20 protein-coding genes are annotated in these 21,255 nt (G+C 63.8%); 15 read left to right on the top strand and 5 right to left on the bottom strand.

Annotated features, from left to right (window positions below; genetic code table 11):
- Positions 1-2: 2 nt before the first annotated feature.
- Complete coding sequence (locus tag AC5QAB_RS08390) at positions 3-1,058, bottom strand: 4Fe-4S dicluster domain-containing protein (RefSeq protein WP_262217292.1); 1,056 nt, start codon at positions 1,056-1,058, stop codon at positions 3-5.
- Positions 1,055-1,342, bottom strand: coding sequence for a hypothetical protein (locus tag AC5QAB_RS08385; protein WP_032959293.1), 288 nt, complete (start codon positions 1,340-1,342; stop codon positions 1,055-1,057). Before AC5QAB_RS08385 ends, AC5QAB_RS08390 begins: the two co-directional genes overlap by 4 nt.
- 179 nt (positions 1,343-1,521) lie before the next feature.
- On the opposite strand from AC5QAB_RS08385, the gene AC5QAB_RS08380 reads away from it, so the two are divergent.
- Together AC5QAB_RS08380 and hemN are read left to right on the top strand one after the other, a co-directional pair.
- Positions 1,522-1,962 carry a group III truncated hemoglobin gene (locus AC5QAB_RS08380; RefSeq protein ID WP_053494909.1) on the top strand — a complete coding sequence of 147 codons (441 nt, stop codon included), beginning with the start codon at positions 1,522-1,524 and terminating at the stop codon, positions 1,960-1,962.
- A gap of 44 nt (positions 1,963-2,006) precedes the next feature.
- The gene (gene hemN, locus AC5QAB_RS08375) at positions 2,007-3,416 is read left to right on the top strand and encodes an oxygen-independent coproporphyrinogen III oxidase (RefSeq protein WP_041864131.1); all 1,410 of its coding nucleotides are present in this window, start codon (positions 2,007-2,009) and stop codon (positions 3,414-3,416) included.
- Between the two features lie 390 nt (positions 3,417-3,806).
- Here hemN and AC5QAB_RS08370 read toward each other — a convergent pair whose 3' ends face one another.
- Positions 3,807-4,139: a hypothetical protein gene (locus tag AC5QAB_RS08370; RefSeq protein ID WP_197561145.1), complete on the bottom strand. Its 333-nt coding sequence runs from the start codon at positions 4,137-4,139 to the stop codon at positions 3,807-3,809.
- A gap of 73 nt (positions 4,140-4,212) precedes the next feature.
- Here AC5QAB_RS08370 and AC5QAB_RS08365 point away from each other — a divergent pair, with 73 nt between their 5' ends.
- The 11 genes from AC5QAB_RS08365 to AC5QAB_RS08315 all read left to right on the top strand — a co-directional run bounded on the left by AC5QAB_RS08365 (position 4,213) and on the right by AC5QAB_RS08315 (position 18,598).
- A complete protein-coding gene (locus tag AC5QAB_RS08365; RefSeq protein WP_495233338.1) occupies positions 4,213-4,941 on the top strand; it encodes a hypothetical protein in 729 nt (242 codons plus the stop codon).
- A gap of 22 nt (positions 4,942-4,963) precedes the next feature.
- Positions 4,964-5,707, top strand: coding sequence for a hypothetical protein (locus AC5QAB_RS08360; RefSeq protein ID WP_495233337.1), 744 nt, complete (start codon positions 4,964-4,966; stop codon positions 5,705-5,707).
- A 37-nt stretch (positions 5,708-5,744) separates the two neighbouring features.
- The gene (locus AC5QAB_RS08355) at positions 5,745-6,293 is read left to right on the top strand and encodes a hypothetical protein (protein WP_197561143.1); all 549 of its coding nucleotides are present in this window, start codon (positions 5,745-5,747) and stop codon (positions 6,291-6,293) included.
- A gap of 81 nt (positions 6,294-6,374) precedes the next feature.
- Positions 6,375-10,952, top strand: coding sequence for a tape measure protein (locus tag AC5QAB_RS08350; RefSeq protein WP_495233336.1), 4,578 nt, complete (start codon positions 6,375-6,377; stop codon positions 10,950-10,952).
- 6 nt (positions 10,953-10,958) lie between these two features.
- The gene (locus tag AC5QAB_RS08345; RefSeq protein ID WP_227864020.1) at positions 10,959-13,796 is read left to right on the top strand and encodes a hypothetical protein; all 2,838 of its coding nucleotides are present in this window, start codon (positions 10,959-10,961) and stop codon (positions 13,794-13,796) included.
- 69 nt (positions 13,797-13,865) lie between these two features.
- Positions 13,866-15,116 carry a hypothetical protein gene (locus AC5QAB_RS08340; RefSeq protein WP_227864021.1) on the top strand — a complete coding sequence of 417 codons (1,251 nt, stop codon included), beginning with the start codon at positions 13,866-13,868 and terminating at the stop codon, positions 15,114-15,116.
- 2 nt (positions 15,117-15,118) lie between these two features.
- Positions 15,119-15,586 carry a hypothetical protein gene (locus AC5QAB_RS08335; RefSeq protein WP_227864022.1) on the top strand — a complete coding sequence of 156 codons (468 nt, stop codon included), beginning with the start codon at positions 15,119-15,121 and terminating at the stop codon, positions 15,584-15,586.
- A 214-nt stretch (positions 15,587-15,800) separates the two neighbouring features.
- Positions 15,801-16,130 (top strand): hypothetical protein, encoded by a 330-nt coding sequence (locus AC5QAB_RS08330; protein ID WP_227864023.1) that lies wholly within the window; start codon positions 15,801-15,803, stop codon positions 16,128-16,130.
- A 427-nt stretch (positions 16,131-16,557) separates the two neighbouring features.
- Positions 16,558-16,776 (top strand): hypothetical protein, encoded by a 219-nt coding sequence (locus tag AC5QAB_RS08325; RefSeq protein WP_227864024.1) that lies wholly within the window; start codon positions 16,558-16,560, stop codon positions 16,774-16,776.
- 590 nt (positions 16,777-17,366) lie between these two features.
- A complete protein-coding gene (locus AC5QAB_RS08320) occupies positions 17,367-17,666 on the top strand; it encodes a hypothetical protein (RefSeq protein WP_227864025.1) in 300 nt (99 codons plus the stop codon).
- Between the two features lie 482 nt (positions 17,667-18,148).
- Complete coding sequence (locus AC5QAB_RS08315) at positions 18,149-18,598, top strand: BLUF domain-containing protein (RefSeq protein WP_227864026.1); 450 nt, start codon at positions 18,149-18,151, stop codon at positions 18,596-18,598.
- On the opposite strand, the gene AC5QAB_RS08310 is transcribed toward AC5QAB_RS08315, so the two are convergent.
- Positions 18,595-18,870: a hypothetical protein gene (locus AC5QAB_RS08310; protein WP_227864027.1), complete on the bottom strand. Its 276-nt coding sequence runs from the start codon at positions 18,868-18,870 to the stop codon at positions 18,595-18,597. The genes AC5QAB_RS08315 and AC5QAB_RS08310 overlap by 4 nt on opposite strands.
- A gap of 513 nt (positions 18,871-19,383) precedes the next feature.
- Between AC5QAB_RS08310 and AC5QAB_RS08305 the strand changes: the two genes are divergently transcribed.
- Together AC5QAB_RS08305 and AC5QAB_RS08300 are read left to right on the top strand one after the other, a co-directional pair.
- Positions 19,384-19,998: a hypothetical protein gene (locus AC5QAB_RS08305; RefSeq protein ID WP_227864028.1), complete on the top strand. Its 615-nt coding sequence runs from the start codon at positions 19,384-19,386 to the stop codon at positions 19,996-19,998.
- Between the two features lie 531 nt (positions 19,999-20,529).
- Positions 20,530-21,030, top strand: coding sequence for a hypothetical protein (locus AC5QAB_RS08300; RefSeq protein ID WP_227864029.1), 501 nt, complete (start codon positions 20,530-20,532; stop codon positions 21,028-21,030).
- On the opposite strand, the gene AC5QAB_RS08295 is transcribed toward AC5QAB_RS08300, so the two are convergent.
- Positions 21,024-21,255: winged helix-turn-helix transcriptional regulator (locus tag AC5QAB_RS08295; RefSeq protein ID WP_495233335.1), on the bottom strand; the 232-nt coding region annotated here is incomplete at its 5' end. The genes AC5QAB_RS08300 and AC5QAB_RS08295 overlap by 7 nt on opposite strands.

Here is a 21,255-nt window from a genome sequence, read left to right as displayed (position 1 = left end):
ATTCAAAGCAGGCGCCAGGCGCCACAGGCCAACAGCGCCAGCAGCATCGACAGCAGTGCCAGGGTCCGCGGTCGCCACCATTGCCGCGGTTGCCCGGCCATGGCCTGCGGACTGCAGTAGCGCACCAGCCCCGGGCCGAAACCGGCCTGGTGCTGCTGCCGCGAGCAGGCGTCCAGGCAGGCGCCGCAGGCCAGGCAATCGGCCTGCGGTCCCTGGCGGATGTCCAGCTGCATCGGGCAGGCGCTGACACACGCGGCGCAGTCGGTGCAGTCGCCCAGGCGATCGGCGCTGAAGGTGGGCATCGGTCCGGCCAGCAGCGGATGTGCGGCGCGGAACACGTAGTCCTGTGCGGTGGTCGGGTCGAGCAGGCCGCGTCCGCGTCCGAGCACGCCCCCCATGCCCGGAGGGCGCATGCCGCGCGGTTCGCCGCGGCGCGCGTCGTACAGCATGCGTGGTGTATGTGGATCGATCAGCAGTGGTTGCATGCGCGCGAACGGGCACAGCGAACGGCACACCTGCTCGCGCAGGAAGCCGGCATTGCCCCAGGTGGCGGCGGCATAGAACAGCACCCAGAATGTTTCCCAGCCGCTCCAGCCGGCATGCGGAGCGGCGGCCAGCAGTCCGGCGATCGGGCTGAACAGGCCGACGAAGGTGATGCCAGTCCACAGCGACAGCAACCCCCAGGCGACCTGGGTGGTCGGGCGCGCGGCTGGCACTGGCAAGACCTTGGCCATGCCGTGCGCGATCCAGTCGAAGGCACGACGCCACAGCGTCTGCGGGCAGGCATGACCGCACCAGATGCGGCCGGCGAGGTGGGTGAGCAGCGCAAGGCCCACCGCCAGCACCGCCAGCAACCCGATCAGCACGCCGACATCGCCGGGCCACAACCTCCAGCCGAACAGGTCGAAGCGCCGTGCGTTGATGTCCAGCAGCAGGGCCTGGTGTCCATTCCAGCGCAGCCATGGCAGGGCATAGAACAGGACCAGCAAGAGCGCGCTGAGCGCGCCGCGCCAACGCCAGGGGCGTGGGGTTCCGGTTCCGGTACAGGGCGTACTCATCCCAGCGGCAGCTCGTCGTCGTCATCGCTCGGCAGGGGCCGCTGCAGGTACCAGGTGACTGCGCTGGAAAGTGCGGTCACCGACCAGAACATGAAGAATCCTGCCGTATAGCCCAGTTCACGGCTGATCGCCGTGCCCGGGAAGCTGATCGCCTGCAACCGCAGCGGGTCGACGAAGGCGAAGAACACCACGCTGGCCAGGCCGGCAGCGATGAAGCTGGGCCAGAGGATGGCGCCCCAGTGCTGGATCAGCTGCTGGCGGCGGCTGGGAGAGGGTCTGTTCATGCTGTCCCGGATCGGAATGAGGGCGGCGCGTATACTCCGCCGAGGCCGGCGCAGCATCCGCAGGGCATGCTTCCTGCAATCGTGGCAGCCTAGGTGCAGCGGACTGCGCCGACATTGATCTGGATCAACGGCGGTGCCGGCCGGCTGCGGCACACTGCTGGCACGCTTTGGGTACCCCGATGAACGCAATACCGCCACCTGTCCTGCCCGTCGCCTCGCCCGGGCTGTGCACCGAGCAGGAAGTGACCCGCCTGGTCCACGACTTCTATGCGCGCGTGCGCGAGGAAGAGCGGTTGGGGCCGGTGTTCCAGGCGCATGTCCACGACTGGCCGGAACATCTGGCGCAGCTGGTCGATTTCTGGTCGGCGATGCTGCGCGGCACGCGCCGCTTCAAGGGCTCGCCGATGTCCAAGCACATGGCCATCGAGCTGGACAAGGACTTGTTCGATCGCTGGCTGGTGCTGTTCCGGATCACCACCGCCGAGTGCGGCAACCCGCTGATGCAGGAGCTGGCCAACGACGTCGCCGCGCGCATCGGTGACACCTTCTGGAAGCGCTACCAGATGCTGCGCTGGCCGCAGGTGGGCCTGCCGGTGCTGGGAATCCCCACCCGCGATTGATCTGGGTCAAGGCGGTCATGGCCGTCCGGCGCGATGCTGGCGGCATGGACACGTTCTCTCCCGCCGCCGGTGGCCTGGCCTGGACCTTCGACCCCGACCTGCTGCGCCGGCATGACCGGCCGGGGCCGCGCTACACCTCGTATCCGACCGCGCCGCACTTCCACGATGGCTTCGACGCGCCGGCGCTGCGCCAGGCGATCGCCGACAGCAACCAGCTGGCGCGCGCGCTGTCGCTGTACGTGCATGTGCCGTTCTGCTCCAGCCCCTGCTTCTACTGCGGCTGCAACCGGGTGATCACCCGCGACCGCGGTCGGGGCCACAGCTACGTCGCGCGCGTGCTGGCCGAGGCCGACCTGCTGGCGCCGCAGTTCGAGGACGGCCGTGAGGTCATCCAGCTGCATCTGGGCGGTGGTACGCCGAACTTCCTCGAGGCCGAGGCGATGACCACGCTGGTGGAGGGGCTGCGCCGGCGCTTCGATTTCAGCGATTCGCCGCAGCGCGATTTCTCGATCGAACTCGATCCGCGCTTCATCGATACCCGCGATGTCGCCATGCTGGCGCGGCTGGGCTTCAACCGGGCCAGCCTGGGCGTGCAGGATTTCGATCCGCATGTGCAGGAGTCGATCAACCGCATACAGGGCGTGCAGCAGACGCTGGACATCCTGCATGCCTGCCGCGACAGCGGCATGCGCTCTGTCAACGTCGACCTGATCTATGGGCTGCCTGGACAGAGCCTGCAGGGATTCGGCCGCACCCTGGAACGAGTGCTGGCATTGCGACCGGATCGCCTGGCGGTGTATGGCTACGCACACCTGCCACACCTGTTCCGCGCGCAGAAGCAGATCGACGAGCGCCGGTTGCCTTCACCGGAAGACAAGCTGGCGCTGCTGGGCCTGGCGGTGGAGAAGCTCTCTGCTGCGGGTTACCAGTACATCGGCATGGACCATTTCGCACTGCCGGAAGAAGATCTGTCACGCGCGCAGCGTGCCGGCCAGCTGCATCGCAACTTCATGGGCTATACCACCCACGCCGATACCGACCTGCTCGGCTTGGGCGTGAGTGCGATCAGTCATATCGGTGCCACCTACAGCCAGAATCCGCGCGACCTGCCTTCGTGGGAGGACGCGGTGGACCAGGGCCAGCTGCCGGTCTGGCGCGGCGTGGCACTGAGCGCCGACGACCAGCTGCGCGCTGAACTCATCCAGCAGCTGATGTGCCAGGGCGAGGTGGACGGTGCCGTGCTGGGCCAGCGCCATGGCGTCGATTTCGAGCAGTACTTCGCCGAGGACCTGCGTTCGGTGCAGCGGTTGCAGGAAGACGGCCTGGCCGAATACCGCGACGGTGTGGTGCGCGCCAGCGAGCCGGGTCGGCCGCTGCTGCGGCTGCTGGCGATGTGTTTCGACCCCTACCTGCGCGCGGCGCATGAACAGCCGCGTTACTCGCGTGCAATCTAAGGTGTACTCGCGCAGCGCGGTTGGTGCCCGGAGCCGGAATCAGAACCCCTTGTGCTGCAAGGGGCTCGGGGGATTCTGGGGAAAATCTGGGCAGTCCTGCAGTTTCGGGGGCCAACGTGCCGGGAACGGCGGTCTAGCCTCCGCTCCTCCTCTCGTCATCGGCCCAACGTAGGACCTCCGACCGCTTCCACTTCTTCTCGTTTCCGATCTGAAGTGGGGCAGGGAAGCTGGGACGGCACGCAAGCCTTTCGAGGAAGCCACGCCGGTTGGGCTTCCCGTCCGGCGTCGTGAGCCCCAAGAGGACGGCACAGGAGTCGGCGCTGAGCCAGCGCTCGCCCTCGATCATCGCGGCCAGGACAGTGATGGTCGGGTCAGGAGCAGTCGATTCGATCACGACGCCTCCTCAGCCGAATCCAAGAAAGTCGGAGCCGCCGTAGGCCGCCGCAGGTGGGACGCGTACTCAAGCCACAGCAGTGCCCCGGCCATCTCTTGGATGGTCTGCTCGAAGGAGTCTCCAGGTGCCACCGAACGGGCGACCTCCGGCCATTCCTGCCCCATCATCTGTGCCGATGCGCGCGCTTGGTTAATCTTGGCTCCTTCGGCAGCGGCGAAGATCCCAAACGTGATTGCGCGTCGGATGTCCCTGACTGCTTTGGCGGAGATCTGGTAGTCGGGTTCGGCCTCCAAGTGGGCCAAATCGACCAGGTCATCGAAGATGCTCATGCTTCGGCTCCTGCGGCTCGATACAGGCCGGTCGCGATATCGAGAAGGAAGTCCATCGTCACAACCTCGTCGTATGGCCGATATCATGGGAAGGCTTGGCAAGACAGCATGGGTAGCGGCTGACTGTGCAGCGATCGATGGCGAAACCGGGTATGCCGGTATTGGCTACTACGCCGGCAGCGCGGTCACCGGTCGAGATGCAATGAACGCGATCCTCCCCAGCTACGGTGCGGGTTGCTACCAGGATCCGAGCGGGCCGCTACGATTCACGCGGGTGATTGCGCCGGAGACCTCGGGGGCAGCGCCAGCGTTTGATCTGAGCGAGGCGGACATGGCTGAGGACCTGCTTTGTGTCCCCGATGACGCGCCGAATCTGACCCGCCGGATGGCGTATCGGCCGAACGCCCAGGCGCTGTCGGCATCGGACCTGGTGACAGACGTAGTGGATGTGCCTCAATGGCGCCGCGACGAACTGGTGGGCCTGTTCAGGGCGCAGGTATATGGAGCCGGGGCGCTCCATCCTCACTATCGCAAAGCTGACGCTGCCGATCCAGTCCTGTCGCTGTTTTGGCGCTCGGTGGACGCACAAGCAGAGATCGACCGCGTAGTGGGCATCTACCGCGACCAACGCTTCTTCTATCAGGTCACCGTCCGGGGCGATCAACAGTTGGCCCCGCTTCCGGCACAGATTGGCCGGCTGACTTACAGCCGTTATGGCCTGGCCGACGGTAAGCCGGTGTTGGTGCGGCGCGTGGAGCGCAACCCTGCCACGGGAGACGTGGTGCTTACCCTGTGGGGGTGATGACGTGTTGATTGGATATGGCATGCCGGCGGTGGAAGCGGTCACGCTCACCGGCGGAACGTGGCTGTCGGCGGACCAGGGCTCGGCGCTCTTCGATGGTAAGCCGGGGCGAGCGTCGCGGATGCGGCGCACCAGTTCGCTGGCGATCACGATCACCCTGGCCGAGGCTGTTGTGCCGGGGATCATCGCGATTCTCGGCCTCAACATCCCGCCCGGCGTGCAGGTGAGCGCGGCCGGCGCCAGCGCCGCCACGGTGCGACTGCCCGACGGTAGTGTCTGCGCGTGGCTGTTTCCGCAGGCCGGCGCCCTGGTCTCGACAGTGTCCGTCGAGATCGCCACAACTGCCACAAACGTGGACGTGGGCGAGATCGCTGTTTTCCGGGCAGTCGAGGTGGGCATCAGCGACGGCTGGGCGGTGGCCACGATCGACACCAGCCTGCACACCCGTACCAAGGGTGCGCAGGTCAACACGGTTGCTGGGCGTCTGTACCGCCGGCTGACGTGCACCTTGTCCGGCCGGGCGACAGCTGCCGTGCGCGGCGGTGGGTTGGGCGGGACCGATTGGGAGACGGTGGCGGCAGCGATCGCGGGGCGCCGGCGCTCCTGCGTTGTGCCGCAGTATCGGGACATGGTCAGCAAGGCGTTCGACCCGCTGCTGGCAGCGCGGTCGGTGCTCTACGGATACCCAACACAGCTGCCTTCGGCGGAGAACATCAGCCGTCAGTACTTTTCAGGATATATGGAGTTTGAAGAAATTCCGGCCTAGGCCGCTAAGGATTTGGGAGACAACAAAACAAGTGTCTATGAATAAGATTGATGCAGAAAATGCCATGGTCGACGATCTAGAGGCGTGGTCGCTGGAGTTCCTGGCAAGCGCTGGACTAGCCATGGGGCTTCTTCTCATCTTAAAACTTGGTGGGTCGTTCCAGTTTCCATTTGAAAGCAAGCTGGTGGAGGACGCGATCGAAGGGATATCTTCCAGAGCCCTCGTAGCTGTCTGTGGCGGGCTAGCAGTAATGGGGTGCCTGGCGAGAGTGCTGTTTGGCATCTGCCCGCCACTGGGTAGTTTCCTTGGTAGGTGGTTAGATCAGTTCCTGTCGTCCGTGACTCAGTTTGGGGCAGCTTGCTTCGGTGTATCTGTCGGATTGTTGTTGTTGTCTTGGTTCAACGCGGACCACATTGTTGACGCAGCGATCATGCTGATGATCAGCACTTGGCTATTGATCGTTCGAGCGCTAATGAAGAGTCTGTATTCCAACGGATACGAGTTCTCACCTATGGTCCAGTTCGCTCTGACTTTAGGGAGCGGAATTGCACTGATCACAATGTTCAAATGGGTCCTATCAGGTTAAGCAAGGTTCGCCCTCAAGAACGTCGCAGGTTGTTCATCGAAGCCCCGCCAAGTGCGGGGCTTCTTCGTTTCCGGAGCTACCATGTCTCTCTACACCCTCACCGTCGATCTGCTGCTGAAATCGGGCTCGTTCGAGCGCGACAGCGGGAAAGCCGCGCGCATCGTGCAGCGCGACATGGCTACGATTCAATCGTCTATGTCAGACGCCGCGCGCCGCGGCGCCAATGAGGTCGCGGCCGGATTTCGTCGGGTAGCGACTGAGGCGGTGGGTGTTACATCAGCCTTGGTGGCCGTAAAATCCGCAGTTGGCAAGGCCGACGAATGGACGAACCTCAACAACAGGCTGCGGCTGGTCACGCAGGGCCAGGCGCAGTTCGCTGCAGCGCAGGCTGACGTGATCCGGATTGCCGGCGCAGCGCGACAGCCTCTGGGTGCGACTGCGGAGTTGTACCAGCGAATCGCGATGAACCAGGAGGCCCTCGGTCTGTCTGGGAGAGACTTGGCACGCGTTGTCGAGACCATCAGCAAAACGATGGTGATCAGTGGTACGTCTGCGGCGGGTGCCGATGCCGCCCTCGTGCAGCTGGGTCAGGCGTTTGCCTCCGGCACCCTTCGAGGTGAAGAGCTGAACTCGGTACTCGAGCAGGCGCCAGCCCTGGCCCAGGCCATCGCCAAGGGCCTGAACGTGCCGATCGGGAAACTGCGTGAACTGGGCGCCGCGGGCAAGTTGTCGTCACAGCAAGTGATTAACGCGCTGCAGAGCCAGGCTGGCGCCGTGGACGAGGCGTTCGGCAAGATGGATTCCACCGTTGGGCAGGCAATGACACTGTTCAACAACAACCTGCAGGTCATGATTGGCCGTGCCGACGAGGCAACCGGCGCCTCCAAGGCGCTTGCAGCCGGCATCAGTGCCGTCGGCAGCAATCTGGAAATGGTAGCTGTCGCCGGAGCGGCGGTCGCATCTGGACCGCTGCTGAAAGCCCTCCTGGCGCGGGTCGCTGCGGCCAACGCTGGTATGGCGGCAGACCGGGCCGCAGCGGCTCAGAACTTGGCCGCTGCGCAGCAGCTCGAGCTGCGGACCCGTGCCGCAATGCTCGATGCGGAGGCGGAAGTGCGCCGCACGGCTGCGATCGGCGGTAGCGTTTCGGTGAGCAGCAAAGCCGCTGCAGCGACCCTTGAGCATCGACAGGCCACGCTGCTGCTGGCTCAGGCCCAAACGCAGGCTGCAGCGGCCAACGCCGGTTGGCTTGCGCGTGCTGGATCAGCGACGCTTGCCATGCTGGGAGGTCCGGCGGGCATTGTGACCGTGCTGGCCACTGCCGCTGCGGGCTGGTTGATCTTCCGCGACAACACGAAGATTGCGTCGGCTGCGCTGATCGATTTTGGTGGTGCGGCTGACACTGCCATCGAGAAGTTCAAGACCCTCAACGCCCAGATGCAGGCCGGCGAGATCCTTCGACTGCAGAAGGAGATCGACGAGAACTACCGGACCATCACCAGCTCGATTACGGAGATGGTTGCTGCGGCGACAAACTTTTCCACCGCGAGCCAGGCTTCAGAGTTCATCCAGGAATCGCAGCGGCTGGATGCCGCCTTTAAGGCCGGCAGGATTGGCGCCGATGAGTTCTCCAGTGGTCTGGAGGCGGCATGGCGAGCAATGATCGCTGGCTCGCCAGCTGCTGCCACCGTGGCCAAGAGCCTCACGGAAGAGACCGCTGCGGCGGCGACTGCTGGCAGAGAGGTCGATCGTAAGCGCGCGATCCTCGACGCCTTCACGGGCAGCAGTAGCCAAGCGAAGACCGCAACCGACGCGCTGTCGGGTTCGTTCAACGTGCTGGGCGACTCGGCTGGCGCCGCAGGCAAGCGCATCGCGTCGGCGATGCAGTCGCTGCCGGGCCAGCTCGCCCGCGTCGGCAAGAGCGCGGCCGAAGTCGCAAAGCTGGACGTAAATGACTGGTTCAAGGAGGCCCAGGCCAGCGGCGTCGACTTTTCCAAGCGCGACGACCCGAAGGTCAAGCAGTACATCGAGCAGGGCGCACAGTACATCCGGCTCCAGACCGAGCTGGCTGCCGCGCAGAAGAACTTCACGGAGTCGCGCAAGGCTTCCGTGGCGGCTGAGCGTGCCGGCGCCAAAGATCGCAAGGCGGACGCGGAGGCGATCAAGCGCTACAACGAGCAGGCGGCAATGGCGGCTGCGACGATGGCCGGCCCACTGGCCGAGGCCACCGAGCACCAGAAGCAGCTCGAGGACAAGCTGAAGGAAGCGCTAAAGGAGGGGCGCATCGAGCGGGCCGCGTACAACACATTGGTCCTGGAGTCGCAGAAAGCGTTGGAACAGTCTAGCGCGGAGATCAAGAAGGCCCTCGCCAGCCCCGAGGCGCTTCTTGCGACGATGGATGCCGAGGTCGCCATGCTCGGCAAGGTCGGTCGTGCGCGCGAGCTGTCGCGGCGCCAAATGATGAACGAGCGGGACATGCGGCAGGAGCTGCAGAAAGCGGTGGAGGCCGCCGGCGGCAAGGAGGCTCTGGCGTTGTCCAAGGGGGCAGCGAGCTACGCGCAGTACGAGCAATCCATGCTGGATGCCGCACGAGCATCGGCCGATCTGTCCCTGCGGGTGGAGGAGGCTGCTGCCAACGTTGAGGCGTGGGCCGGCGTGGTCGTCAACGGTGTGGGCGATGCCGCCGACGCCATGGCTGACTTCGTTGCTGGCGGCATGCGGGACTTCGACAACCTGTGGGACGACCTGAAGGATGCCGCCAAGCGCGGGCTGCGTGACCTGGCGCGCGAGTTCCTGCAGCAGAAGATCGTGATCCCGATCCAGACGCAGATCCTCAACGGAATGAACGGCCAGGGCGGTGGCCTGAGTCTTCAGAGCATCATGGGGCTGTTCGGTGGCAACGGCGCCGCCGGCGGCGGTCAGAACCTGGGGACCATCGCCGGGCTGCTGTCCAAGGGGCAGGGGCTGTTCAGTGCGGGCGCAAGTGCGGCGAGCAGCGGTGCCAGCGCCGGCAGTCTGCTGGGCTTCGGTAACAACGTTGCCGCCCTCACCGGTGGCGGCGCGGCCGCAGCGGGTGGTTCTTCGGCGGCGGCTGGCGCCGGTGCAGCTGGCTCGTCCGCAGCAGCGGCGGTGCCGATCATCGGCTGGATCGTCGCCGGCATGATGAAGAACGCCGAGCTGTTCGATCAGGGCTGGAACATCGCCAACGGGGAGAGCTGGGCCGGCAAGATTGCCACCGCCGGTGCGGTGGGCCTTGCCGACGAGACGTTCCGCGGGCTGGGATTCAACGACAAGGTCGCATCGATCCTGTCCGGGTCGAGCATCCACGCCAAGCTGTTCGGTCGCGGCGCGCCGAAGATCACCGGACAGGGCCTGACCGGCTCGTATGGGTTCGGTGGCTTCGACGGCCAGACCTACGCCGATATCAAGCAGAAGGGCGGCTTCTTCCGGTCCGATAAGAAGTGGACGCAGTACGGCGCGGTGGATCCCGGTATCGATCGCACGTTCGACATGGCCGCGCGTCAGGTCCGCGGTGCGGCAACCGGCCTGGCCAAGCAGCTGGGCGTCGACCTGACCCAGCAGCTGAGCGGTGTGCGGGTGAGCCTGGGCAAGCTGCAGCTATCGGCGGACTCCGCCGAGGCCAAGTCGCAGCTGGAGGCGTACCTCGGTGACATGACCAACCGGCTGTTCACCGAGGCGGTGAAGGCTGCCGGCTTCGGAGGCCAGCTGGATGGCTACTTCGAGGCGTCGGATGTGTTCAACGCGCTGAGTGCGTCGATTGCACTGGCGGTGGGCAATGCCGACGAGCTGGGCCGCGCCCTCAACGGGATGGAGGTCGACAAGGTCAACAAGGCGGTGGACTACTTCCAGGACCTGGCCAGCGTCGCCGGCACGGACCTGGCCACCCAGGTCGAGAAGGTGACCGGATTGCTTGGGAACTACGCCTCGCTGATGGCGGACGTTTCCACGCAGCTTATGACCGGCGACCTGTCCAGCTACCAGCAGCAGGCCCTGAGCATCGAGCGGACCTACCGGCAGCAGGTGAAGTCGGCCAACGACTACGCCAAGGCCCTGGGCCTGTCCGGCGCACGTGCCGAGGATCTGGCCAAGATCGAAGCGCTGCGCGCGATGAACATGGGCAAGCTGCAGGCGCAGATCGACAAGGACAAGAAGGCCATGCAGTACGGCCTGTCGATCAGCGACCTGTCCCCGCTGACGGACCAGCAGAAGCTCGGCGAGGCCATGAAGGAGCTGGAGCGGGCCGTGGCCGGTGGCGACACCAGCGCAGCCCAGGCGGCGGCACAGGCCGCCCTCGGCTTTGGCCGGAACCTGTACGCCAGCGGCACGGACTACAACGGGCTGTACGACCAAGTGGCCGGGCTCATCGACGGTATGAAGGTCGGCGACCTGGACACCGAGGACGGCACCAGCATGGGACAGCTGGCGGACGCGATCGAGGCCCTGCCGGACAACTTCAGCCGGGCGGTGTTCGACCTGGTGGTGAACAACGAGTCGCAGTCTCAGACCACGGCAGCCGTGCAGGAAATCAATGCGCTGCTCACCGAGCAGAACCAGCTGCTGCGCGAGCTGCTGGCCACCACCACTCAGGGCGTCCGCGCCTCCAGCAGCAACGCGCTGCGTCAGGCACTCAACGCGAGGTAATCCGCAATGCAAGCAAGGAAACTCACGCTGGTGGAGATCGGCGTGGGCGCGCTGCCGTCGCCGTCGCCGGCGGCGCCGCGCTACTCGAACTGGTTCCCGGTCGTGCACCGGGCAGCCGACGTGCCACCGGTGGATGGGGTGACCCCCAACCCGGTGGCCGATGGCGTGCTGCTGGAATGGCCGGCTGTCGATTTGGCCGGCGTCGTGTACGTGGTTGAGCGTGGCCCCTCTCCGGAGGGGCCGTGGACCGAGATCTATCGGACCACCGACACGCGCTACTTCTACAGCGACAACACCGGCACCAAGTGGTGGTTCAAGATCACGCCGACCGTGCGCGGCCGGCCGGGCTCGGGCTCAGTGGTGGAGGCTACGCCGCCGCCGACCACCGCCGAACTGATCAAGCAGACCGAGCGGATCACCAAGGAAATCGCGGACCGGATCGAGGCAGATGCCGCAGAAGCGGCCGCGCGGGCCGACGGCCTGGCTGCCGCTGCCCGGGATCTCCTGGCCGAGGCTGAGCTGCGGCAGCGCGGCCTGTCCGACGCTATGGAGGCGATCGCGCAGGAGGCGCAGGCCCGGGCCGACGGCCTGCTGAATGAGCGCCTCGAGCGCGAGGCTGCCATCACGCTGGAGACCCAAACCCGGCAGAGCGACGTGGAATCGCTGTCACGCGCGCTGTCCGAGGTGGCCGCCGGCAGTAGGACCCAGTTCGACAGCCTGCGCATCTGGTACTTCGACACCACCGTGGAGGAGTGGACCGGCAACGGTGCGTCACCGACGGTGGTCGATGGCTGGCTGCGGCCGGCCAATGGCACCGAGAACCCGTATGTTCAATCGCCGGCAGCGCTGGCCGTTGACGGCAGCGCTTACCGCTTCGTCAAGCTGAGGGTGAAGCGCGTAGGCGATGCCGCGTGGGACGGCTTCCTGCAGTGGATCACGCTGGCCGACCAGGCATGGGACGTGGACAAGCGGGCAGCGATCCCGGAGCCGCGGTGGGACGACAATGGCGTCGGCACGGTCGACGTGGCCGATATCGCCTGGTGGCCGGGTGAGGTCGACGCCATCCGGCTGCAGTTCGGCGCGACCCAGACCGTCTCCACCTACTTCATGACCGACTGGGTGGCCATCGGGCGTCCGACGCCCGGTGCCGGCGTGGCGCTGGTCCAGGAGGAAGCCCGCGCCCGCGTAGCCGCGGACGTGGCCGAAGCCAGCAAGCGCGAGACGCTGGCCGTGCAGCTGCGGGGCGACTACGAGGGCAGCGACCTGTCCCAGGTTCCGAGCGGGCTGTTTGCGGCGGAGCGCGATGCGCGGGTCACGGCCGATGAGGCCAACGCCAGCGCCATTGAGGTGATCCAGGCCCGGATGCCCACGGGCGATGGCACCGTGGCCACGGAGGCCAGCGTCACGGAGGAACGCCAAGCGCGCGCAGACGGCGACAGCGCCAACGCTGAGGCGATCGGGCGGGTGTCTGCGAGGATGCCCGCCGGCGACGGCAAGGTGGCCTCTGCGGAAGCGCTGGATGCCGTCACGACCCGTGTGGAAGAAACGGAGGAGGGGATCCGGGCGGTCGGCGACAGAACGTCCTCGCTGGAAGCGCAGGTGACGTACAAGCACGCCGGCGACCGGGACTGGAACGCCGGTGACCGCGACGTGCGCGCGGGTGTGAAAACCTGGCAGTCCGTGATTGCCCAAGGCGACCGCGCCGTCGCCAAACAGGTGGACTCGGTCCGGGCTGAGCTGGGGGAATTCGAGGCCACGGCCACGCGTTCCATTGAGGTCATCGCAACGCAGCAGAGCGCCCAGGCGGTGCAGATCCAGCACCTGGGCGTCGAGCTGGACGGGAAAGCATCGGCGGACTACGTCGAGGAGATCAGCGCCCGGGTCAACGTGACCGAGCATGGCATCGAAGCGGTTACTGGCCAGCTCGCCTCGGTAAAGGCTGAAGTAGCCGGCAAGGCGAGTGCGCAGGTGGTCCAGGGCATGGAGGCCCGGGTCACTCAAACTGAAGGCGGTTTGGCGCAGGTCATGGCCAAGGCATTCCTGCACCTGATCGCCGACTCCGGGAATGGGCCGCTTATTGGTGGCATGGAGCTGGGCAACGACGGCAATGTGGTCAGCCTGCGGTTCCTGACCAACAGCATGGAGATCCTCGCGCCCAACGGTGCCAGCGAGGGCATGGAGTGGCGCAACGGCTACCTGCGTGTATGGAAGGGAGCGGCGCAGCGCATCATCGGCGCCAGCTTCGGAGCCGCCGGCGACAACCTGGTCGACTACTTCGGGCCGAACGTCGGCGCCGGCGCCGCGTCGAAGGCCAACGCGGTGATGTGGATGGACGCCAGCGGCAGTGCCTACTTTGGTGGCCAGCTATCGGCGGGCATCCTGCGCAACGCGGTCCAGACGACGACCACGCAGACCGTCGGCGTGGAGCTGGTCAACGGCCCGTTCGCCACCAACGGCCGCGTGCGGAGCGTCACCGTCAGCTTCTCCCGCCGGCATATCCGGACCAAGACCACCTACGGCAGCGACGGCTTTGTCGCGGGCGCGGGCCAGAACACGGGACGTGTGGAGATCTATCGGCGGGTTGGGGAGGGCGCTGAATCGTTGTGGCAGGTCCTCAACGCCAGCGGCGGGGTGAACATCCTCAACGAAACGGATGGCCCCGACAACGCGATTTCCGACTGGGGCGGCTCGTTCACGGTGAACGACACCAGCACCAGCGCGCAGACGATGACCTACCGCGCAGTGATCACCAGCTTCACCGAGCAGGCCGTATCGCACACCTCCGGCTCCTTCCAGCAGCAGTCCATCACGCAGAGCCTGTCGATCATCTCGGTCGAGAACTGAAACCGCACAAGGCGCGGGCCGGCATGTCCGGCCCGCTTTGCCGTGGGCGATCAACAGCAGAGAACACACATGCCGCAGAAACTCATCGATCAAACCACCATCCAGCCGGACGGCCGCCCTGGTGACGACGCGTTTACCGCGTTCGCGACCTGCAACGAGAACTTCCAGGACACCGAGCAGCGCCTGACGGCGTTGGGTGCCCGCATCGATCAGGAGGCCACCGACCGCGGGCAGCACGTTGAGGCTGAGTCCTCTATTCGGGCAGCTGCGGACATAGCACTGTCCCAGTCGATCGCCGCAGCCAATGCACGCATCCCCGGAAAGAACATCGTTATCAATGGTGACTTCCGCTACTGGCAGCGTGGTACGTCCTTCGTGGGGATGACCAACGGCGCCTATACCGCTGATCGTTTCATTCCAGTGATGGTCGGTGACACCATCGACTGCCTTCGAGCGGAACATCAGCTGGGCGATCCCACAAACTTGTTCAACGCCCGATACTTCATGCGGTGCAGCGTAGGTCAGGTTGCTGGCAACGGTAACCTCGCCACTTTGCAATACCGTATTGAGAACGGTGTACGGCTGCTTGCAGGAAAAACGGTTACCGTCAGTATGCTGGTGCGTGCATCGTCAGCTACGAAGATGGGTATCGAATTTGAAATGACGTTTGGTACTGGAGGTTCCCCATCTCCGTCTATCTACGGCAATAGCAAGCTTGTGACCGGAATCACTGGCGGTTGGCAGCGAATCAGCAAGACCTTCACTCTTGCTGATATTGCAGGGAAGACGTTTGGTACTACTACTGAGGGCTATCTGTCGCTGATTCTGTGGTTGGATGCTGGTAGCAATTGGGACGCACGTTCGGCAGGCGTAGGACGGCAGGCGGGCGATTTCCAGTTCTCCAACATCCAAATTGAAGTTGGTAGTGTTGCTACGGATTTTGAGCAACGCAACGACGCGATTGAACTGGTTCTGTGCCAGCGTTACTACGAGAAGAGTTATAACCTTGGTGTTGCACCTGGCACTGCTACGCGAGTTGGGTGTCATGCTTCCGGGTTGCTTACCGGCTACCTTCTCCATGACCCGGTGGTGCGGTTCAGTCAAAGGAAGCGAACTTCCCCCGCTATCACTCTTTACAACACCGATGACGGCGCTGCGGGCCAGCTTTCGGAAAATGGCGGCGATGGGCTCCATCGTGTAAACCATCCCGCACAGATTGACGCCCTCAGTTCAATGTCGTTTGAGGTGTTTGTTACAAACGGCACGGCAGGGGTCGGTAACGTTGCACGATTCCAATGGGTGGCAGACGCGGAGCTTTGATCATGTATCAACTTACAAACGATCCTGACGTCATTCGCTGCGTGGAAACCGGCGCGTTTATCCCGCGTGACCACTACCTGTGGCCTACGGAGTGGTTGGAGAACAACACACCGCTGCCGGCACCGCCCGGCTTGGGATTTGAGCTGCATACTCCCGCGCACTACCGCTACATCCGCGACCAGGCGTTCGCGTGGATGCGCGCCGAAGCGGTAGAGCGTGGCTACGACAGCATCGAGTCGTGCGCCAGCTACTACAACAGCGGCGTGGCCCGATACCGCGCGGAGGCGCGGGCGATGGTGGCCTGGCGCGATGCTGTGAACCAGTCGCTGGAGCAGCTGGTGCTGGCGCCGCCGGATGGCATCGAGACCTGGGAGCAGGTGCGCGCGCTGTTGCCGCAGCCGGAGACGTTCTCCTGGCCGGAGAAGGCGGAGCTGCCGCTGGATGGACTGGCACCGCAGCCCGTGACTTGATCCTCACGCGGCGGCAACGGCGCTTGCGGCGAGATGGCATCCATGTGCTATTCCTGCCTGATCCACGCCGCCCACCTTTGTGTGGCGACGGGCACCTTAGACGTAATGGGACATCGAGACGTCGACACCCGGGTAAGAGCGCGAGCTCGGGCAGATTGTGGATTCGAGTATCGTGGAGGATACTCAGATCGCCCATAAGCAAGAGGATCAACTGTTGAGCACCTCCATGCTTCCCAGGATCGTCGGTTTTGACGTTCCGCAGCTTTATGAGCATGTCGACTCATCTACCGACGAGGCCATCATTGCGTTATTGGATATTGCGCCGGGTGCTCGATGGACTGAACTTTTCGTGATGAAGTGCGAGATGCTGGCGTCTCAGCTCTCCTTGGCCGAAATCCGGGTTGCGGGCTCGAAGATCTACTTCTACGGATCAATCAGTGACTCGCGGGCGCTTGCCGATGCGGTCATTTCCATCGTCCACGTGTTGAATGACCAGTTGATGCGAGAGGGTAACGACGCAGCGTCGCGGGATGAACGTTCCTAGGAACACGAGAGTCGCGACCAGCACCGGCCTGCGATTTCCGCTGCTCCAGGGTGACCACGGAGACTGGATCCGGCGGCAAGCCTGCCCTCGAGTTCGTCCAACCATTCTGCGCGTGTTCCATGCGGATCCCTGACGTAGATGTCACATGCGATCCGGATGACGGGGTCAACCTCATGGCGAAAGTTAACAGCAGGTAGGGCACCAGAGTTGAATGCCAAACTCCAGTGGGTGAGCTCGCGTTCGACGTCAACGAAATCCTTGTTCCTCATGCGTTCCATGTTCGGCTCCTATCGGGACTGTACTGTACACCCTTCAGAACATCGGCCTGTTCATGACACTTGTTCATACTTGCGCCAATCCGGCACGGCTGCGTAACGCGCTGGGGAGCACTGTGGGTTGGCAGCAGATGGCTGCATCGGAGTAAGACATGAACAATTCTCCCCAAAACCAAAACGACCGTCCCAACTCGGATGGCGAGAAGAAGCAGCCAGGCCAGCAGGGTCAGGTGGACGGGAACGAGCTTGGCGGTGAAGACCTCGCCGGAAAGCAAGGTCAGCAACAGCAGCAGCCGGGAAGCAAGGAGCGTGAGCAGTCGTCCCATGGCCAGGACCAAAAGGGCAGTGCTGGTCGCGATAGCCGCCGTTGACGTGTAAGGAGTGGCCGCGCCCAGCGCGGCTCCTTCTGTATCAATAGGAACGTCGATATGTCGTCCCACGCTCAAGCTGTGATCTTGATGACGAAGATCATGTATCAATCGCGCCCGGCGACCATGACGACGATGGCTCAGTGCCGGACCTGTCAAGGCCAAAGCCCTGGTGGAATGGAGTGTGCGCGGTGTTTGACTGAAAAGTTGGGGAGGGTGATTGCGAATAGAGGCGCTGCTCTTTGCTGGCTTGAGTCGTTCCTGAAAGTTCAGCGAGACGAAGCACACGTATTCATATGTGCGAAGAGAGTTGATGCGTCAGCCTTGTAGCAGTCGCATTTCGACCTGACATTGCGCAAGCGTATGCTCGGTGGATCTAGGAGCAACGCTATGAATTTCCCGATATGCATCTACGATCGAACGGGTACTGGACTCAGGCTTCCTTCCGAATGGTGGATTGATCTGCAGTCTGATCTCCCCGCCCTAGTGAACGGTAGCCAACGCATAGATCTACCGCGTTCTTCGAAAGATGAGCGCCCTCGTCTGGATCCCGAAGTTCTCAGTGATTTATCCAGACGGATTCGGGGCTCACAATGGCTAGAGTAGATCAAGCTCAACCGCCAGGCGTGCGCTGGCTTTTCTTCCGACTCCGCAATGGTCAGTCGATCAGCCCGGCTAGGCTAATGTCTGTCTGGTGCGAAGCTACCGAGTCAACCGAGTGCGCAGTCCGCCGCGAAATCATTGACGGCGCTGGCTACGTCTATGCTCTCTATGCGCCGAATGGACTGCGCTCTCCCCGTCGTGTGGAGTTGCGCATGAGGGCACTGCTGGAAGAAGCCGGGTATGCCTTCACGATGGGGAGCTTGGCTGGGAGGCACCCAGCCGACGGCTGAGGTGGAGCGCTGACTATGTCACCCTACTTGGCCACGAAGACCGGGCTGGGCAGCATGTGTTGCTGGGTCGCCGTGCCTTATCACGTGGTCGCATTCGACCAAGCGCGCGTTACTGACCGCTTGCCGATTGCCGCATCCTGCGCATGCGAGCAGGGTGCCTCCTGGCATGGTCTCCAAGCCAGATGTTCTGGAATGCGTGATGTGCCGGCAGCGGTTGCAGTGTACGCTGATTGCGTTCACGCGTTCGATATTGCCTTCGTCGCGGCGCACCACATCTATATCCAGAACGTAGAAAAGGCCAGTGTCGGGCATTGCTTAGTACCGAGAACTTTCGTGCATGGTGCATGTCGATGGGCCTGCATCATGTGACGAAGTTCCGAATTCAGCAATACGTGAACCTGACGCGTTCAGGGCGCGTCCGCCACCTCGCGCTGACATGAACCCGTTGCTGGTAGGCTGGTCCCTCGTCAAGGAGGTGTGCAATGCCCATCAGGGCGGTCGTATACGTGAGCAGCGCCGGCGAGGACATTGCCGGCGACAAGCTAGGCCTGTCCAGCGGAAAGCTGGACCAAGTTGTGGACGACGCGGCCCGGTTCAACCGTAACGCTGGAGTTACGGGGGTGCTCCTCTTCGATGGCGAACGCTTCCTCCAGTACCTGGAGGGGCCAGAGGATGGACTGTCAGTCGCCTATTCCCGCGTATTGGGCGCAAGTAGCCATAACGGGATCGTAGAGCTGCAGCGGGGCAGGGTGGGCCAGCGCCGCTTGCCGTTCTGGCCGATGAGATGGCTGCCCGTTGAATCGGATGAGCTTGGGCGCGTGGCCCATGCGGACTGGACCCGATTCAATCAGCGAGGCGATCACCAGGCAGCCTATGCGACTGCCATGGATCTGTTGGTCGGGCTGGTGGAGCCGTACGCCATAGCTGTCTAGGCCCCGTCATTTGGCTCTCCAATTTGCTCGGTTAGAACCGTCAACGATTGCTCGAAGGCGGCGGCGAAGAGGGCGCCGCCATCGTGTTTGTGCTTCGCCGCGATGCTAGGTAGCAGGCGCAACCAAGTATCGGTCAACTGCTCGGGCGCCGGGTGGGTCAGGACAGAAACCCGCAGCGCATACTCCATTGCCTTGAGATAGCCGCGATGAACCTCGATCGCAACTTCGCAGCAGTGGAGACGGTCCAGCAGTTCGGAGATGCCATCGGTCATTTCGGGTCCTCGATATCGAGTTGATCATCGCGCTCGGGGTCGAACAGCGCGAGGAGTCGTTCGCGACGGCACTGCTCGAGCCAGTGATGCCAGATCTCCATTTCGTCCATCAATCCTGTAGCTCCGCAAGCGGGGCACTTCAGGGTTGTGCCCCTGACGTCCGTATGGAACCCAGCGTCGTGGGCCAGTGATGACCTAAGCCCACAGTTCTTGCAGGTTGAGCGCACCTGCTCCAAGCGGATGATTGCGCCATTTAGCGCAAGCAGGGGAAGGATCGAGTGGATCCTGAAGGCATTGGGAGGGTGCATGGCCATGCCGTTTAGGGCTGGACACGGGAGCAAAGGATTCTGCGCCGGAGAAGAGCCACGAGACAGCAGTGTCTACCACATGATGTGAGCCTCGCATCACACCAAGCTCAAGTGGAAGCTCACGCTTACTTCTCTGAGCCTCATGGCTGTTGGACTCGAAGCACTCAAGCTGCCATATTTCGCGGAACTACCCGTTGCCTTCTACATGAGCATCCTCAACGTTCTTCTCGCTCGCGACCAGCTGGTCGTCGCGGTAGACACTCTGGCAGAGGATGCCCGAACAGGGGCGCATTCCTCCGGGGCAAAGCTGCTGCTCATTCCTCAGCACAATCTTGTACTGGCTACTCGCGGTTCCACCCAGTTCTTCCTTCGCATCTACGAGCTGGCGCTGCAGGCCAGCTTCCGCGCAGATTTCACGATGGAGCAGCTGTCCTCCGAGCTGGGGTTGGTGGTGGATCAGCTATGGCCGAACTACGAGAAGGCGGCAGCGGAGGCCGGGCTGCCGCTCGACCAGCTCGGGACCGAGTTGGTGCTGGGCGGCTGGTCGCCGAAGAACGGCCGGATGATGGCAACCGCGTATGCCAAGAGCGACAGTTCTCGGCCGTCGGTAGTGCAGCCCCTGGATGGAGGATTAGCCTCTCCTGGAGAGCCCTTGGTTGGCAGGCCAGACAGCCTTGGCCCTGAAGACGTGTTGGCTGCTGGCCGGATCCAAGCGGCTTGGCTCAACAAACAGGTAGGAAGGCAGGTGGCGGGCGGGCGGCTCCTAGCCGCCGCACTGCGCGAGGGGCAGGCGGTAGTTCAGGATCTAGGGCCGATCTAGGTCGTCCGGCTCTAGTCCTGCTAGCGCCAAAATTCGATCCTTCCTCATCTGCTCGCCCCAGAGGATCCACGCTTGGTCGACGGTCAAGATGCCCGTCGTACTGCAGGCCGGGCAAGTTAGCTGCACACCTCCCTCCACATCTGAGAGCCCACATCCGCGGGACATACGTGATTCGTCCCCGCATGAGCCGCACTTGGCGTGCAGGGCTTCGAGTCGCTCGATCGTTCCGTTGAGGCGCAGCAAAGGGCGGATCCGAAGGATCCGGAAAGCATTTGAGGGTGTCATGCGCCGAGCCTGTGAGGGGCTAGACACGGGGGCGAAGGATTTCGCGCCTGAGAGGAGCCAGATGCGTTAACCATACAGCATGAATTGTTAAGAACTTTGTGCTGGACAAATCCTCTGGGCTGGACGCCTTGCTGGCAAGCAGGTCAACCCGGGGTAATTGCACGGCGCCAGCAGCAATCCCGAACGATTCAGGCAGGTCGCTGGCGCTTCGCAGGATCTGCGACTGCCAGCCGTATCCTTCCGGCCATGCGCTCTTCCAACGGCTTCCGCACCGCCCCGATCCCCTCTGGCTGGGTCCAGACCGGCGAGCGCTGGGCGCTTTGGTACAACGGCCGCGAGACGGCCAGCGTTACGCCCGATGGCGGTCCTGGGGTCCGGCTATGGATGGAAGGCCAGAAGATGTGGCAGGTGAAGGATGTGCGCGCGGCCAACGTCCGGCAGGCGAAGCGGTACGCCGAGCGCTGGTGTGCGGCCAGGCTCTATCCCGATCTGCCCCTGCGCCAGGCGGTTGCCCGGCTGACCGACAGCACCCCGACCCAGCCGCCGCCGCCACTGCCAGGCCTGCCGCCAACCCGCGAGCAGCAGCAACAGGCTCGGCGCCTGGCCGAAGCCGGGGCTGTGGAACTGGAACGAATCAAGGAGGCGTTGGAGCCGCGCCGGCCGCTGAAGGAGACCAAGCCGAGGGCGAAGGACCCGATGAAGGCTTGGGTCAGGGCGGGACGAGGACAGGTGATTTCTCGCTATTGAGACTCGTTGTCTCGAGGCGATTCAGGTACAGGTGAGGCCTGGTTGCTGTCGTAGATCTCGCGGCAGTGCCGGAACTCCTCGGCATGCTGCACGACCCAAGTCCACATGGGGATCATCAGAACTAGAAGGTCTTTGCCCAGCGGGGTGATGCTGTATTCAACGCGAGGGGGAACTTCTCGGAAATCGTGTCGGTAGATCAAGCCATCCCTTTCCAGCTGGCGGAGG

This window comes from Stenotrophomonas sp. YJH_SMC_127, from assembly GCF_059372445.1.
Note: the sequence above shows the minus strand (reverse complement) of the source record. Positions and strands in the feature narration are given on the sequence as shown.